At 54.2% G+C, this 17,167-nt stretch carries 10 protein-coding genes and 1 tRNA gene; 6 read left to right on the plus strand and 5 right to left on the minus strand.

The features are described 5' to 3' along the window. Positions 1 to 127: 127 nt before the first annotated feature. The 4 genes from B5G10_RS09905 to B5G10_RS09920 form a co-directional block, all read right to left on the minus strand. Positions 128 to 2,122 carry a DUF4954 family protein gene (locus B5G10_RS09905; protein ID WP_087424568.1) on the minus strand — a complete coding sequence of 665 codons (1,995 nt, stop codon included), beginning with the start codon at positions 2,120 to 2,122 and terminating at the stop codon, positions 128 to 130. Positions 2,123 to 2,191: 69 nt separating this feature from the next. Then, a complete protein-coding gene (gene hflX, locus B5G10_RS09910; protein WP_087424569.1) occupies positions 2,192 to 3,436 on the minus strand; it encodes a GTPase HflX in 1,245 nt (414 codons plus the stop codon). A gap of 54 nt (positions 3,437 to 3,490) precedes the next feature. Beyond that, positions 3,491 to 6,031, minus strand: a complete 2,541-nt coding sequence (locus B5G10_RS09915) for a zinc-dependent metalloprotease (protein WP_087424570.1) — start codon at positions 6,029 to 6,031, stop codon at positions 3,491 to 3,493. A gap of 163 nt (positions 6,032 to 6,194) precedes the next feature. After that, positions 6,195 to 7,163, minus strand: coding sequence for a phosphatidylglycerol lysyltransferase domain-containing protein (locus tag B5G10_RS09920; protein WP_087424571.1), 969 nt, complete (start codon positions 7,161 to 7,163; stop codon positions 6,195 to 6,197). Positions 7,164 to 7,490: 327 nt separating this feature from the next. Between B5G10_RS09920 and asnA the strand changes: the two genes are divergently transcribed. From asnA to B5G10_RS09955, 6 genes are all read left to right on the plus strand, one after another. Next, entirely contained in the window at positions 7,491 to 8,525 is a 1,035-nt protein-coding gene (asnA, locus tag B5G10_RS09925; RefSeq protein WP_087424572.1) for an aspartate--ammonia ligase, read from the plus strand. Positions 8,526 to 8,675: 150 nt separating this feature from the next. Continuing rightward, positions 8,676 to 8,749 (plus strand) — tRNA-Asp (locus tag B5G10_RS09930). A gap of 231 nt (positions 8,750 to 8,980) precedes the next feature. Further along, a complete protein-coding gene (locus B5G10_RS09940; RefSeq protein WP_087424574.1) occupies positions 8,981 to 13,306 on the plus strand; it encodes a CusA/CzcA family heavy metal efflux RND transporter in 4,326 nt (1,441 codons plus the stop codon). A 49-nt stretch (positions 13,307 to 13,355) separates the two neighbouring features. Then, on the plus strand, positions 13,356 to 14,279 hold the full coding sequence (locus B5G10_RS09945) for an efflux RND transporter periplasmic adaptor subunit (protein ID WP_241147749.1): 924 nt from the start codon (positions 13,356 to 13,358) through the stop codon (positions 14,277 to 14,279). A 9-nt stretch (positions 14,280 to 14,288) separates the two neighbouring features. Then, positions 14,289 to 15,332: a histidine kinase gene (locus tag B5G10_RS09950; protein ID WP_087424576.1), complete on the plus strand. Its 1,044-nt coding sequence runs from the start codon at positions 14,289 to 14,291 to the stop codon at positions 15,330 to 15,332. Beyond that, complete coding sequence (locus B5G10_RS09955; RefSeq protein ID WP_087424577.1) at positions 15,329 to 16,087, plus strand: LytTR family DNA-binding domain-containing protein; 759 nt, start codon at positions 15,329 to 15,331, stop codon at positions 16,085 to 16,087. Before B5G10_RS09950 ends, B5G10_RS09955 begins: the two co-directional genes overlap by 4 nt. A 26-nt stretch (positions 16,088 to 16,113) precedes the next feature. Here B5G10_RS09955 and B5G10_RS09960 read toward each other — a convergent pair whose 3' ends face one another. Beyond that, the gene (locus B5G10_RS09960; RefSeq protein ID WP_143241120.1) at positions 16,114 to 16,767 is read right to left on the minus strand and encodes a hypothetical protein; all 654 of its coding nucleotides are present in this window, start codon (positions 16,765 to 16,767) and stop codon (positions 16,114 to 16,116) included. Positions 16,768 to 17,167 lie beyond the last annotated feature (400 nt).

Here is a 17,167-nt window from a genome sequence, read left to right on the forward strand (position 1 = left end):
TTTTCCTTTTCCCTCAAATGTAGAACGACACAGACCGTCACTCCGTATGGTGATGCGGGGGCCAATAGAAATCCCGTGCGGTTATTTCCGGGTATTTTCGCTCGGTTGGAATAGTTCGAGTTGCAAATTATATTTCTTCCAACCGATTCAGCCGGTCGATGAGTTCGTTGCCCAAGGCAGTTTTCTCTTCGATGTGGCGGCAGACCATCTGGACGAAGGGATCGCTCTTGAACTGGCCCCGCACCTGCTCGAAGTCGCCATCGCGCTGGCTGGTCGAACCATCGACTCCGAAGCCGATGCGCGAAATGGTCGAGAACTCTTTGCGGGCGTCGTCGTAGAGCAGGTGGTCGAGCTTTACTACCGACTCGTTCCACTGTCGCACGATGGCAATGATATCCTGCGGGGTGAGACTGTCTATCTCTTTCCCGTACCAGCGCTTCATTTGCGAGCATACCCAAGTCCACTCCATGTCGTAGTAGCGGCGGTGCAGGGCGTGGAAGTCGGCTTCGGCCTGCGCAAGGGTGTAGCCGTTGTTGCCGGTGATGCGGTCGATCTCCTCCTCGACGGCTTGTTTGGGCAGGATGAGTCCCGCCAGGTCTATCCATTCGCCTTGGCCCAAACTATCGGTGGGTTGGAGCCGACGATGCAGGTCGTCGATATTGGCGAAGGGGGCCCCTTCGAGCCGTTTGATGATGGAGTTGCCCATGAACTTGTGGATGGCCATCGTGTAGAGTTGTATCCCCTTCTCGAGCGAACTGTGCTTGATGGTGGTGCTTTGGAACGAGTAGCTTTCGGAGGTTTCGCCCGACGTCTGTTTGAGCCCTTGCAGGGTGTCGATACCTTGCAGCATCTTCTGGATGGTATAGGGGCTGAGCAGGTTGAAGTTGATGCAGTCGAGCTTGTCGGGGTCGGTGCGTCGGTCGCGCTTGGGCCACTTCTGGGCATCGCGTATGGTACCTACACTCTTGAGGTTGGCCCCCGGCACGAGGTAGGAGTGCTTGCCGTGCTCGATGAGGTATGAGAAAGGCATGCCCGAGGTGTCGGGGTGGTTGACGTGACGACCCATGATGAGCGAGAAGGCGCCTATCTTGGCGGGCCACAGCATATAGGAATCGCTGGTGGTCTTCGACCCGCGCTCGACGACTCCCTGATGGATGGGGCCCAGTTTGTACATGTGGTTGCTTTGGTTCGATCCGCTGCCGGCGTTGAGGAACGAGAACATGCCGGCAATGAGCAGGCTCGATTTGTGCATGGTCACCGTGTAGGGGCCGGCAAAGATGGCGCAGGCCTCGCCGTTCTCGCCCTGGCAGTTGCTGAAGAAGAGCGAGTCGTGAGCCGAAAATAGGTGGAAGAGGTGGCAGGCTTGTCCCACAAAGCAGCGCGACAATACCGCACCGTCGCTCACACAGGCGCCCGAGCTGATGATGAAATCCTCGGCCGTGACGTTGGCCCCGATCGATACGGGTGCCTCCCGGCAACTGTTGATACTCCCGTTTTCAAGTCGTGAGGCGCCGTCGATGCAGCAAGCGTCGCCGATGCACACGTTGCGTATCGTGCCCGTGTTGACTATATGGACACCGTTGCCTATGGTTCCACGGTTGCTTGTCACGGTAGCGGCATAATCGGTTACCATCTGCCGGAGCCGACGGGTGAGGTCGGGACGGTGGCGATACATGGCGATGAGGTAGGCCAGCTGTGCCGACAGCCGGTTGTAGATGGGTACCTCGCGGCCCCCTGTTTCGTTGAGTACCGATACTTCGGTACCGTTGCCGAAGGAGCTTTCTCCCTCGGTGAGCAACAGGTTCACGTTTTGTATGTAGCAGTCGTCGCCTATGTGATAGTTGGCTATGTAGTTGGCGACGCCATCGATGAGGGTGTTGTTGCCCACCGTGCAGTTGTGCAGCGTGACGTTGTGCAGTCCGGCACGTCGGGTGAGTCCTCCCGGCAGGGTAATGGTCTTGTCGAATACTCCCAACACGATTTCTCCCGAGAATCGGGTGTGGGTGATGGTCGAGGGCGAAAAGCCTTCGGCTACTTGCATTTGGTTCCAGTCGTCGGCCTCGCATCCCTGGGCGGTGAGCCGGCTGATTTCTGTAGCATTGAGTTTACGATAATTCGTCATAATGGCAGAGATTAAAAAGGCCGGAGGAGGTAGCCCAGTGAGTATTTATGTGGAGAGGGGGCGCCCCGGTCAGGAGGCGCCTTCTTCTTCGTTGTCGGTAGCGATTTCGTCGTAGTGCTGGAAGAGGAAATCGTTGTAGGGGAATCGCGTGGTGTGAATCTCCTTCACGCGCTGGTAGAGCAGCGACTTCAACTCGTCGATGTTGGTTTTGTTGCGGGCCGAGATGAAGATGCAGTTGTCGTGCATTTTTCCCATCCAGGTCTCTTTCAGCTCGTCGAGCGAGATGTTTTCGCGGGTGCGCGGGGTGAGGTCGTCGGCCGCTTTCTCGACATAGGAGAAGGCGTCGATTTTGTTGAAGACCAGAATCATGGGCTTGTTGGACGAGTCGCACACCTCTTGCAGAGTCTTGTTCACCACCTCGATTTGCTCCTCGAAAGCCGGGTGAGAGATATCGACCACGTGGAGCAGCAGGTCGGCTTCGCGCACCTCGTCGAGAGTCGATTTGAACGAATCGACCAAGTGGGTGGGCAACTTGCGGATGAAGCCTACGGTATCGGAGAGGAGGAAGGGCAGGTTATCGACGATTACCTTGCGCACGGTGGTATCGAGGGTGGCAAAGAGTTTGTTCTCGGCAAAGACCTCGCTCTTGGCCAGCAGGTTCATGAGGGTCGATTTTCCCACGTTGGTATAGCCTACCAGCGCCACGCGCACCAGTTTACCCCGGTTCTTGCGCTGGATGCTCTTTTGGCGGTCGATGCTTTTCAGCTCCTCCTTCAGGTTCGAAATCTTGTCGAGGATGATACGGCGGTCGGTCTCGATCTGAGTCTCACCGGGACCACGCATACCGATACCGCCTCGTTGCCGCTCGAGGTGAGTCCACAGGCGGGTGAGTCGGGGCAGCAGATATTGGTACTGAGCCAGCTCGACCTGCCGTTTGGCGTTGGCCGTCTGGGCCCGTTTGGCAAAGATGTCGAGGATGAGGCTGGTGCGGTCGAGAATCTTCACTTGCAGTTCCTTCTCGATGTTCTGTACCTGCTTGGCCGAGAGGTCGTCGTCGAAGATGACCATACCTATCTCATTCTCATCGATGTAGTTTTTTATTTCGGTCAGTTTGCCCGCACCGACGAATGTGCGGGAGTTGGGGGTATCGAGCCGTTGCAGAAATTTCTTCACGGGCTGAGCCCCGGCGGTTTCGGCCAGGAAGGCCAGTTCGTCGAGATATTCATTGGCTTTTGCCTCGTTCTGGGTATTGGTAATCAATCCCACCAGGACGGTGCGTTCGGTTTCTTCTTGGGTTAAGATAAATTCTTTCATGTGTCGTACTCCAAAGACGTACCTCAAAAATAATGCTTTTTATCGGGTCTTTGTTTAGTTGTTAAACAGTTTTTCTATCGTGACAATCTGGTAATCGTAAAAATCGCGGGTAGCGCTGTCGGTCGTAGCGGCCCGTTTCTGCTTGTAGAGCGTGAGTATCTTCTTGAGGGCGCCGCTCATGTAGGGGGCCATTTCGGCTACCGACATCGAAGGCCCTATGGTGAAGCGGGTGAACGATTGCTCCCAGGCCTGGTGGCACAACACGTGGCTGCAAGGGAAGGGGGCCCCCTCGAGGTCCACGTCGTCGGTCAGGCGCGAGGTCGAAGCACTCTTGACCGGAGTGTTCTCCAGGTTGGAATAGCGGGCCAGCAGGTTGATGGTTTCACTCTGCAGGTCGCGTTCCACCTCGTTCAGTTTACGTCCCTGGTAAGTCGCCTTGAACACCTCGGCAATCACGTCGTTGAGGTAGCTATCGACGGTGTAGTTTTTCACCGGGTCGATGGCTCCGCCTTCACGGATGCGGAAGAGGGTGGCCGGTTTGATGAGGCTGGCCGGGAGCGTGCGATGTATCGAGCTGGCATAGTTGACGTTGGCCCCGATGCGTTGCAGCAGATCGGCGGGGGTGAGCCAGTCGCGATAGGTGCGTGCCTGGTTGAGTATCCATTTCAACGCTTTCCGTTGGGTTGCCTTGTCGAGGTAGGTATAGGGCAGTGTGTCGTCGCCCTGGCGCACCTCGGTGTAGAGCACACCGCCTATGTAGGGAACCACGTGGCGCAGATGACGGTTGTATTGTTGCACGAGTGCCGTGTATTCGTCGCGTATGGTGCGGTAGTCCTTACCCTCGTCGAAGAGCCATTTCTCGAAATTCTTCACGATAATCTTGAGGTTCGATATGGCCATTTCGCCCGCCTTGAAGTGGTCGTTGCTCAGGTCCTCGGTCTGGTCGGTGGGGTCGTAGGTATCGGGGTACTGTTGGGCACCGAAGGTGTACATGGGGTCCGCTTTCTTCTCGGCTATCCAGCGGTCGAGCGTAGCTACCTCGTCTTGCGGGGTGGGTGCATCGGCAATGAGGCGGTAGCCCCAGTTGATGGCATAGATGTCATAGACTCCCAGGATGGGCGGGGTGAGCCGCACGCCGCGCTCATAGTCGCCGGGTTGTGCCACGAAGTTGTTGCGGGCGTAGTCCATGATGCTGGGTGTGGTGCCATACTTCTGGGTGAACGACGGGCTGCGCAGCGAGTCGATGGTGAAGGCGTAGCTGGCTCCCATGTTGTGCATGAGTCCCAGTGTGTGTCCTATCTCGTGCGAGGCAACGTAGCGCAGCGATTCGCGCATGACGTCGTTGTCGAAGGTCTCTTTTCTAACCCGAGGGTCAACGGCTCCCGTCTGGGCAAACCGCCAGTCGTGTACCAGCGAGATGACGTTGTGGTACCAGATGACGTCGGCCGTGAGTATTTCGCCGCTGCGGGGATCGACGTAGCTCGGGCCCATGGCGTTGGCAATGTCGGTGACGGCATATTTTACACAGCTGTACCGCATGTCGTCGGGGTCGAAGTCGGGGTCGTTCTGAGGATAGTCGCGGGCAATGACGGCATTTTTGAAACCGGCAGCCTCAAAGGCAGTGTTCCAGTCTTCCACACCCTGTTTCACGATGTCGCGCCACTTCTCGGGGAAGGCGCTGTCCACATAGAATACGATAGGCTTCTTGGGTTCTACCAGTTCGCCCCTGAAGTAGGCCTCGCGATCCTCGTCCTTCGGCTCGAGTCGCCAGCGGTGAATGTATTGCGTGCGGTCTATGCGGTCTTTGTCGCTCGTGTAGATGTTTTTTGTACTCGAGAAGAAACCCACCCGACGGTCGTAGATGCGAGGCCGCATGGGTTGCTCGGGCAGGAGTACCAGCGAGCGGTGCATGGTCACGGTGCAGTTGTTGTCGCCGGTGAAGCTGAGTACCGAGCGTATCTCGCAGTTTTTGGGGAAACTCTTGGCTCCCAGAATGTAGGAGTTGGCTGCCGTGTAGGTGCCGGTCTTGATTTTGGAGGATGGGTTGCTGGGCATGGGGCTGATGATCTTCTCGTTGGTCTTGAAGAAGTCGCTCATGTCCACCACCACACTGTTCCCGTTTTGGACCTCGATTTTGAAAGCCTTGACGATGGGGTCGCCAAAGTTCTTGTCGAACGAGGCAGCGATGGGGTCGTTCTGGTCGATGATGTTGCTGTGCTGTACCAGGTGCATGAAGACCGATTGCCCGTTTTTGCTGAATCGTATCATAAAGGGGTCGGTAGTCATCTCGCCGGCCACGAACAGCTTGGGATTGGTGGTGGCAGCCACGCGGCTCGACAGCAGGAAGATGCGGCTCATCAGCGAGTCGGGTATCTCGACCAGCAGTTTGTTGTCGGTTGTGATGTGCAGGGTGAACATGCCTTTTTGAGTCTTGGCTCCTTTGACGAGCTTCTCATACTTCGACTCCTTGGCAGTGGTGTCTTTGACCTGCTCTTTCTTATCCTCTTTTTTACTCTTTCTTTTGGCGTAGCAGTTTGCGGGGGATGCTCCGGCAATGAGGAGCGTTGCAAGAATCGCCCATACCAGTTTCTTCATATCTCGTTTTTTGTGTTTCTTGTTTTTACAAAGTGCAAAAATAGAGCAAACCGATTGCAGAAACAAGGGGCAAGGAATAAAAAGCGAGGCAAATGGCTCATTTACCTCGCTTTTTTATGGTAATTTACACGCCCTTTTGTCAATCTGAGCGTGACATCGGGGCTCAATGCAGATAGGCGTCGAGCGGGATGTTGTACTTTTTCAAGATGGTTTCGGGATTGTACGAGAGTTTGGCCTCGCGCAGCCCCGGGTCGCCGGCATCATCCTCACGGTTGATGTATTGCAGTTGGGGATGGGTCTCGGTCATATGCTCCGAGTAGAAGAAGTTGATAGCCTCGTAGGCGCCTGCAATCTCCTTGCAGGCCTTCTCGATGTGCACGATGAGGGTGTCGTTTACGACTTCGCCCACCGAGAAGGCGACAATCTCGCCACCCACACGCAGCAGTCCGCCTTCGAAAGCCAGGCGGTCATACTCGCGCAACACCTGGGCCACTTTTCCCTCTTCGTAGTTAAACAGCTCGCTCTCCTTGCGGTACTCCTGGCGATAGCGATCGAAGAAGGCAATCAGCTCGGGCAGATTCTGCGGGGTGATGGCCTCGTACTGGAAGTCGGGGTAGGTGCTCTTGAACTTGTTCACCCGGTTACGCTTCTTGTTGAAGCGGTGCCCCACAAGAGTCGCCAGGTCGGTAGCCCGGTAGAGGTAGTCGCCCCAGTCGGGCAGTTCGGTGATGGGGCAGCCATAGAGTTGAGCGATAGCCTGTGCAGCCGGCTCGGGCACAGCCGAGAGGATGAACGGGACCTTGTGCCGTTGGCAATACTCCTTTAACAACGGCAGCGACTCGGCCAGTTCGAGGCTGCCCACCGGTACGGCAAAGGCCGTGTTTTGCAGGTGGTCCTCCTCCCCGCCTTTGATAAAGAGGGTGTCGCGACAAATGGCATACTCGTAGCCGAAATAATCGACCCACATGTAGATGCCGCCAATCGAGAAGTCGCAAGTGCGGTAATTCTGACGGGTCAAGTAGGGAGTTATCGCAGATAACGAATCGAGGGTGATGGGTTTGAATACCAGGCAGCAGTCGTTTGCTGCCGATTGTGTAGGCTCGGGGGTGGTGCCCAGTCGGGTTGTCTCCATGAATCTTTGTTTTGCTGGATGGCCAGGTTAAAAAGGCAGGCAGGCGAATGTCGTACACCTGCGTTACAACGTCGTGTTGCAGCCGGTTTTTTCTCTTTTTTGCACTGCAAAAATAGATAATTTTTATCAGTACATATTTATAAACAATCTATTTTGTCTTTTGGTTCCGAAAATTTAAAAATATTAGACAATCTTTTTTATAAAAGATATGATATTTTTATTCAATATCTCAATTTGATGCAAAAATATTTTTATTATTGGAAAAATGGTATATATTTGCGGATATTTTGTACTAATTGAATGTAATTACTAATTAATAAAAACCAAATGTCACTAATAATTCCCCAGCGATATAAACTCAAACTTTTACCCGAGACTACCGAAATGGCCATAAAGATGCTGAAGGATGCTTTCCAGGAGCGTCTGGCCAAGGCACTCAACCTGCGACGGGTCACCGCCCCGCTGTTTGTACTTTCGGGAACCGGGTTGAACGACGATCTCAACGGCAACGAGCAGGCCGTGTCGTTCCCTATTGCGGCCATGGGTGGTCGCAAAGCCGAGGTTGTGCACTCGCTCGCCAAGTGGAAGCGAGTGAAGTTGGGAGCCTATGATATAGCACCCGGCTTTGGCCTCTATACCGATATGAACGCCATCCGCACCCACGAGGAGCTCGATAACCTGCACTCGCTCTATGTCGATCAGTGGGACTGGGAGAAGACCATCACCCGCGACGACCGCAACGTCGAGTATCTCAAGGATACCGTGCGCACCATCTACCGGGTTATCAAGGAGTGTGAGGCTCTCGTCTATGCCAAGTTCCCTCACATTACCCCCACGCTCCCCGACGAGATAACCTTTATCCACACCGAGGAGCTGTTGCAGCAGTATCCCCACCTCACCCCCAAGGAGCGTGAGGCTGCTGTGGCCCGTCGCTATGGCGCCGTGTTTCTCATCGGCATCGGGCAGCAGCTCAGCGACGGTACCCGCCACGATGGTCGGGCCCCCGACTACGACGACTGGACTACCCCCAACAGCGACGGATACTTGGGACTGAATGGCGATATCATTTTGTGGAACACCGTATTGGATATCCCCTTTGAGCTCTCGTCGATGGGCATACGCGTCGATCGTGAGGCCTTGCTGCGCCAACTCGACATCTGTGGCTGTCCCGAGCGGGCCCAGCTTAATTTCCACCGAGCCCTGCTCAACGACGAGTTACCCCTCTCGATAGGAGGTGGTATAGGGCAATCGCGCTTCTCGATGTTTCTGTTGCAGAAAGCCCACATCGGCGAGGTGCAGGCCAGCATTTGGCCCGAGGAGCAGATAGCCGAGTGTGCCCGCCACAACATCCATCTGTTATGATAGGATTCGTTCTCGATTGATAATGAGATTCTTCTATACAAATCGTGCGGCGACTCTACGAACCGGCCCGAAAATAATTCTGAATTTTTTGAAACGAAGAGTTGCAGAATTGAAAAAAGCGTTCTATCTTTGCACTCGCAAAACGAAACTGGTGCGGTAGTTCAGCTGGTTAGAATACATGCCTGTCACGCATGGGGTCGCGGGTTCGAGTCCCGTCCGCACCGCGCAAAAGCGCCGAGATCAATCAAGGTCTCGGCGCTTTTGCGTTTACTCTCTTTCGTGGAATTCGTCCATATTTTTGTCGTTACAGATTCTTTTCCCTTTTTGAAAGAAAAACGTCACACGGCCGATTGTCTGTTTCAACCTCCATTTTGGTCGTTTCACCGGCAAACAGGGTAGGGGAAAGTATAAAGAAGCTAACTTTGTAACCAGTATAAATTTAGTCTCTATCACTTATGTTTGCAAAGATCGTACACTTTTCAATCCGGAGGAAGCTGTTTGTAGGGCTCACCACCCTGTTGCTTCTGGCGGGCGGTATATACTCCATGCTGACACTGCCCATCGATGCCGTGCCCGACATCACCAACAACCAGGTGCAGATTGTCACTGTGTCGCCCACGCTGGCTCCGCAAGAGGTGGAACAGCTCATCACCTTCCCTATCGAGATAGCCATGAGCAACGTGATGAATGTCGAGGAGATTCGTTCGGTATCGCGTTTCGGGTTGTCGCTCGTGACGGTGGTTTTCAAGGAGGATGTCCCCACGCTGGATGCCCGGCAACTGGTCAATGAGCAGATTCAGATGGTCTCGGGTGAGATTCCGCCCGAGTTGGGTACTCCCGAGCTGATGCCTATCACCACCGGGTTGGGCGAGATTTACCAGTATGTGCTCAAGGTGGCTCCGGGTTACGAGGACCGCTACGATGCCATGGAGCTGCGCACCATTCAAGATTGGATTGTGAAACGTCAACTTTCGGGTATCCCCGGCATTGTCGAGATTAACAGCTTTGGCGGATATCTGAAACAGTATGAGGTGGCCGTTGACCCCGATGCCCTCTATTCGTTGAATATTACTATTGGCGAGGTGTTCGAGGCTCTGAGCCGAAACAACCAGAATACGGGGGGTAGCTATATCGAGAAGGTGAACCGTGCCTACTATATCCGCTCCGAGGGTATGATTAACGATCTGCACGATGTCGAGCAGATTGTGGTGGCCAATCGAGGTGGTATCCCGGTGCACATCGGCGATATAGGTCGTGTGCAGTTTGGCGCGCCTAAGCGGTTTGGGGCCATGACCAAGGATGGCGAAGGCGAGTGTGTGGGCGGTATTGCCATGATGCTCAAAGGAGCCAATGCCAACGTGGTGACCAAGGAGCTGGAGAAACGGGTGGCCAAGGTGCAGCAGATGCTGCCCGAAGGGGTATCGGTAGAGCCTTACCTGAACCGTTCGGAACTGGTGAATAGGAATATCTCTACCGTTATACGCAACCTGGTAGAGGGTGCTATCATCGTGTTCCTGGTGCTGATTCTCTTCCTGGGTAATGTACGGGCCGGCCTGATTGTGGCGTCGGTCATTCCGCTGGCGATGCTCTTTGCTTTTATTCTGATGCGTATTTTCAATGTGTCGGCCAACCTGATGAGCCTTGGGGCCATCGACTTCGGTATTGTGGTGGACGGATCCATCGTTATCCTGGAGGGCATCCTGGCCCACCTGTACGGGCGGGAGTTGCGGGGGCGCACCCTCACCCGTGAAGAGATGAATGTCGAGGTCGAGAAGGGGGCCGGTCGGGTAGTACGAAGCGCTACGTTTGCCGTACTTATTATCTTGATTGTATTCTTCCCCATCCTCACCTTGTCGGGTATCGAGGGCAAATACTTCACCCCGATGGCCAAGACGTTGGTGTTCTGTATCATAGGGGCTCTCATTCTCTCGGTTACCTATGTGCCCATGATGGCTTCGCTCTGTCTCAATCGCCACGTGACGGTAAAGACGACGCTGGCCGATCGCTTCTTTGCCTGGTTGAACCGGGGGTATAAACGAGTACTTCGTTTCAGCCTGGCCCATATGTGGGGAACTATTGTAGGGGCTTTTGCCGCCCTGTTGCTCTCGCTGCTGCTCTTTACCAAGTTGGGTGCCGAATTTATTCCTACCCTCGACGAGGGCGACTTTGCCATGCAGATGACCCTCCCGGCCGGCAGCTCGTTGAGCCGGAGTATTGAGCTCTCACTCGAGGCCGAGAAGCGGCTCAAAGCTCGCTTCCCCGAGATAAAACATGTCGTGGCCAAAATCGGTACGGCCGAGGTGCCCACCGACCCCATGGCAGTCGAGGATGCCGACGTGATGATTGTCATGAAGCCCTTCGACGAATGGACCTCGGCATCGAGTCGGGCCGAGATGGTCGAGAAGATGAAACAGTGTCTTGACTCGATCGAGGGGGCCGAGTTCAACTTCAGTCAGCCCATCCAGTTGCGTTTCAACGAGTTGATGACGGGTGCCAAGGCCGATATCGCCATCAAGCTCTATGGCGAGGATATGGCCGAGTTGTATAGCAAGGCTCGCGAAGCGGCTCACTATGTAGAGCAGGTGCCGGGAGCCTCCGATGTGCTGGTCGAGCAGGCCATGGGATTGCCACAACTGCTCGTGCACTTCGACCGGGCCAAGATTGCGCGTTATGGCATCGATATCGAAGAGCTGAATACCGTTATCCGCACCGCCTATGCCGGCGAGACGGCTGGTGTCGTCTTTGAGAACGAACGTCGTTTCGATCTTGTTGTCCGCCTGGATAAGAACAAGGTAAGCGACCTGAATATCGACAAGCTGTTTGTCCGCACAAAAGATAACATACAACTCCCCGTGAGCGAGGTAGCCAGCATCGAACTGGAGAACGGGCCTCTGCAAATCAACCGCGACGCTACCAAACGTCGCGTGGTCATCGGTGTGAACGTGCGCGATGCCGATATCCAGCAGGTGGTAAGCCAGATAAGGGAGTCACTCGACAAGAACGTGAAACTGAAGCCCGGTTACTACTTCGAATACGGAGGCCAGTTCGAGAATCTGCAAAATGCCATCAGCACCTTGACGGTGGTTATCCCCATTGCCTTGATGCTCATTCTGTTGCTGTTGTTCTTTGCTTTCCACAGCGTGACCTACTCGCTGGTCGTATTCTCGACCGTGCCCCTCTCGCTCATCGGTGGTATCGTGGCCCTGTGGTTGCGCGGCTTGCCCTTCAGTATCTCGGCCGGTGTAGGTTTCATCGCCCTCTTTGGTGTGGCTGTGCTGAATGGTATCCTCATGATCAACCACTTTAACGACATCCGTAAGCGAGGCAAATATCCTTTGACGACCAACCGTATCATTGCCGAGGGGTGCCCGCATCTGTTGCGTCCCGTATTCCTCACCGGGTTGGTAGCTTCGCTGGGATTCGTGCCCATGGCGATTGCCAAGTCGGCCGGAGCCGAGGTACAGCGCCCGCTGGCTACCGTAGTGATAGGCGGTTTGATTGTCTCGACGGTACTCACCCTGATTATTATCCCCGTATTCTATCGCGTGGTAAGTATCTTGACCGCCAAGCGGTTGCGCCGCAAGAGCCGTCGCTCCATCCGCAAGGCCGCTATGGTCATTGCCCTGCTGGCACTCTCTACTCCCGCCCTGCAGGCTCAGCAGAGTGTAACATTGGAGCAGGCTATCGAAATTGCCCAAAGCAACCATCCGCGCTTGAAGATGGCTCAGGCCGAGGTCGATCGTGCCCGGGTTTCGAAAGGCGAGGCCTGGGATGGCGGCAGCACCTCCTTCAGTTATTCGTGGGGACAGTTGAACGGGGCCGACCGCAACGACAACGAGTTGTCTGTCGAGCAGTCGCTGGGTTCCCTGCTCACGCCCTTCTATAAAAATGCCTTGGCCAACACGCAGATAAGCAAAGGCGAGAATTACCGCGACATGGTGAAGAAAGAGGTGACGGCCGAGGTGAAACGGGCCTGGGCCTATTACCAGTATGCTTTCCAGATCAACGCCATGTACCGCGGGCAGAAAGACTTGGCCGAGCGGTTGCGGAACAGTGGCGAACAGCGTTATCTCCAGGGCGATATCGACTTGGCCGAACGGAATATGATTACGGCTTTGGCCACCGACCTGCATACCCGTTGGATGGAGGCCGCCGAAGAGTTGGCCCTGGCCGAACGCCGGTTTGCCTGGGCCTGTTACAGCGACCAGCCGCTGGTGCCCGTCGATACCACCCTGGCGGTCATGTCGTTGCCGACCGATGGTCTTTCGCTCTCGTCGCTGCACCTGAACTACTTCAGTGCCCAGGTACAGGAGAAAAAAGATATGTTGAAGATTGAGCGCAGCCGTTTCTTCCCCGAGATTTCGGTAGGCTATGTGCGCCAGAAGATAGCCCCTCTCTCGGGACTCAACTCATGGATGGTAGGTGTCTCGCTGCCCATTCTCTTCTTCCCGCAGCAGAGCAGGGCCAAGCAGGCTCGCATCGACCTGCAAATTGCCAACTGGCAGGCCGAGGACAACCGTCGCCAGCTCTCCAACAAGGTGAGCGAACTGCAAAGCCAGTTGATTCGTCAGCGCGAGCGGCTCACCTATTACGAGCAGGCGGCTGTCAAAGAGGCCGATGCCCTGCAGAATAGCGCCTTGAAGAAATTCCAGGCCAACGAAACCGATATAAGTCAGTTTATCCAGAGCCTGAATACCGCCCGGGAGATCCGGCGGGGCTACATCGAAACGGTTTATGCCTACAACATTACCGTACTCGAGCTGGAACTCTATACCGAGTGAACTTCCCGGTCATTCACACAACAACCCACGTCAAAAAAAACTCAAAGCAATGAATAGAAACAATCCGATGAAACAGTCTATGATTTATCTGATGCTTGCCCTGCTGGCCGCATCGTGTTCGAGCCCCTCGGGGCAACAGGCCGGGTCGGCCGGTACTGCCGATACCGTAGCGCAAGCCGTGGACGACACGGCGCAAATGCCCAAAGTCGATGGGGTGAGCGGAGCCACCAACGTCTCCAACCCGCCGTCGTTCAACGGTGTCATCGTGATGCCCCCGCAAAACCATGTCACGGTCACGCTCAGCATGGGGGGCTCGGTAAAGGATATCCACATCCTGCCCGGCAAATATGTGCGCAAGGGCGAAGTGGTTCTCACGTTGGCCAATCCCGCCTTCATCGAGTTGCAGCAATCCTATCTCGATGCTGCCGCCCAAGCCGAGTATCTGAGAAAAGAGTATGAACGCCAGCAGAAACTGGTTTCCGACGAGTCGGCCTCGCTGAAACGGTTGCAGCAAAGCAAGGCCGATTACCTTTCCATGAAGAGCCGCATGGAGGCCGCCGCGGCCCAACTCGCCTTGCTGGGTGTCGATACCGCAGCTTTGAACCGGAACGGTATTCGCACCTATCTCGATGTGCGGGCTCCGCGCAGTGGTTATGTGACCAACATGGATATCAATGCCGGCAAATATTTTGCTGCGGGCGAGCCTGTTTGCGATGTTATCGACAAGAGCAATCCCATGCTCCAGTTGACCGCTTATGAGAAAGATCTCGACAAGTTGAAACCCGGTACCCGATTCACGTTCAATGTGAACGGCATGCCCGACACGACGTTTACCGCCGAGTTGGTTTCGGTCGATCAGATGGTGGACAACGTGAACCGTTCGATCAAGGTCTATGCCCGCATCGTGGAAGGATACTCCAATTTCCGCCAAGGGATGTATGTCTCGGCCAAGATTACAGATAAAAAACACTAATTTTGTTGCATGAAGTTGTTGCACCGTCATAAAAGATTTCTCCTGATGCTGAATGCCATCTCTATCCTGTTGGCGTTCCTGATGCATCTGCCCGAGCTGATAGCGCTCTCTAATCCCGAGACAGGCAGCCGCCTCTTCCCCGATGTGCACTGGGCCAACGTCAGCTATGAGATCCTTTTTACCTATTTCTCTACCTTGCTGCTCTTTTTCTTGAATATCAAGATTATGCGGCTCAATAGCCCGGCCAGGGAGTTGGGGTGGAAACGGGTGACGGTAACCTTTGTGATTACCTTGGTCGTGTGCAATCTGTTGGGCAAGGGGTTTGTCTTTGTCCATCAATATTTCGATGTGCCGGCCATTACCGCCATGTTGCATCACTACCTGCACCCGCTGCGCGATATTCTCATTACCAGCATTGTGACAGGTACCTGCTACATGGAGCACCAAAACCGGTGCAGCCAGCGCATGTTGCTCGAGAACGAACAGTTGCGCACCGAGAATCTGGTCAACCAGTACGAGGCCCTGAAGAGCCAGCTCAACCCTCACATGCTCTTCAACTCGCTCAATACCCTCTATTCGCTCATACGGGAGTCGCCCGACAAGGCCCAGAACTATTTGCAGGAGTTGTCGCGAGTCATGCGTTATACCTTGCACGACAACCTGGCGCACACGGTGGCCTTGACCGAAGAGATGAGCTTTGTGCGCTCCTACATCTATCTGTTGCAGATGCGCTACGAAGAGAACTTGAGTTTCGATATCGATATTCCCCAGGCGATGTTGCAGCGGCAAGTGCCCCCGATGGCCGTGCAGATGCTGGTCGAGAATGCGGTAAAGCACAACGAAATCAGTAACCGCAACCCGCTCACGATACACATTGGGGTCGAAGGGAACAGCCTCTATGTGAGCAATCGCATCCAGCCCAAGCTGTCGGATAGCAGCAATACCTGCATCGGGTTGGCCAACCTCTCGAAGCGTTACCGCCTGCTCTTTGGTTGCGATATCACTATCGAGGAGAATGAAAAGAACTTTAAAGTAACTTTGCCGCTGATATGAAGACTCTCATTATAGAAGACGAAAAGGCCGCGCTGCGCAACCTGAAGGCGGCGATGAAGGAGGTAGATGCCGACTTTGATATTGTGGGCGAGACCGACAGTGTGACCGGTACGTTGGAATGGTTTGCCGCCAATCCCATGCCCGAGTTGGTTTTCATGGATATTCACCTGGCCGACGGGTCGGCTTTCGGTATATTCGACCACATCGACATCACCTGTCCCATTATCTTTACCACGGCCTATGACGAGTATGCCTTGCAAGCCTTCAGGGTGAACAGCATTGCCTATCTGTTGAAACCCATCGGCATTGCCGACCTGCAAAAAGCTATTGATAAATTGAAGTTGCTCGGAGGGGCTGGCGCTTCACACCCGGCTACCGACCTGCAGGCCGTGATGCGTGCCTTGAAGCGGGAAGAGAGTTACAAGACTCATTTTCTGGTACCGGTAAAGGGCGATCGTTTTGTGCCGGTGAGTGTGGATCAGATTGCTTATTTCTATATCGACGGTGGGGCGGTTAAGGCGGTGATGGAGTCGGGCGATACTTTTGACTTCCAGCAGACGCTCGACGAGTTGGCCGAGATGCTCAATCCCCGCCAGTTCTTCCGGGCCAATCGCCAATATATCGTGGCTCATAAGGCCGTTACCGGTGTGAGTCTGTGGTTTGGCGGGCGACTGGTTGTGCAACTCAATCCCCCCACGACCGAGAAAGTAATCATCAGCAAGGCCCGTGTATCGGCTTTCAAAGATTGGTTTTGAATATTGGGGGAAAGGGGGGTGCCGGTTTATGCGGAGAGAGCCCCTTCTTCTTTTTTCGTTTCCCCCTCGCCGTTTTGAGTTGGCTCCTTTGACGGCCCTGATTTCGTTTGGTTGGCCGTGAATCCTATCGGCTGGCGATTCTTTTGTTCCTCTTGTCGTATATTACTGAGTCGTTTGTAATACTTGTCCAGCTGTTTTTGGGTGACGAAAAACGAATCGAGAGCAGCCTCTACGTACTCTACATTCTCGGGGGATGCCGGGTGGAGCATCAGGTCGTGATGACTGTGGAACCAGATGATTCCATTTTTGTCGGGCTGGGTAAGCACCACGGTTGGACCCCGTTGGGAATTGGTGAGGTTGATGGCTTCACGCACCACGGGAAGGTTGGGATTGTTGATGCTTATCGTGTTCCAGTTGGGATCCCAAATGTCGGAGAAACGACCCGAGATCGAAGCGTAAAACTTTTCGCCCTGGTAGGCAAAATTCAGAGTCCCATCGGAATTGAGTTTGGGTTGGCAACCTATTGCCTCGAGAGCCTGTCGCAAGATTCGCCGGGTTTCCTCCTCAATTTCGGAAATCGGAATCTGTTTTTTACCGGGTGATTTCTCGTAGCTTGAATCACTTTTGTCGGAGCGGAAGAGTGTCCAAATGAGATAACCTATCCCAAGGGACAGTAACATTAAAATAGCTCTGGTCATAAAATTTTGGATTTATATTAAGTTGGGCATGTAAAAGCCTTTTGGGAGGGATTCGTTGGGTAACAACTTAACAGTGTCTAAGTTACAAAAATAATTTGAATAATCAACCGAAATACTCTTTTTTTTAGTTCGTTTTTGAAAAAAAGTGTGACACGAAAGTTTCAGCTTCACAAAGAGAGAGCGGGGTACTCGAGATTGGATGAAATCGCAGTACCCCGCCTGGTTGACTTGCTTCCGAAGTGCCCCCGGTGAAATGGGAGCGTGGGTAGGATAGATAAGGATGTGTGCTTCGGTTGCAAGTCGTCGTCCCCTTTCGGAACTATTATGACCTTATGGAAGTTTGGGTTTCTGTTCTTGAAGTTAATCTCGTTGTCGCTTTATA

The sequence above is a fragment of the Barnesiella sp. An55 genome, assembly GCF_002161555.1.
GTDB classification, from domain to species: Bacteria; Bacteroidota; Bacteroidia; order Bacteroidales; family Barnesiellaceae; genus Barnesiella; species Barnesiella merdipullorum.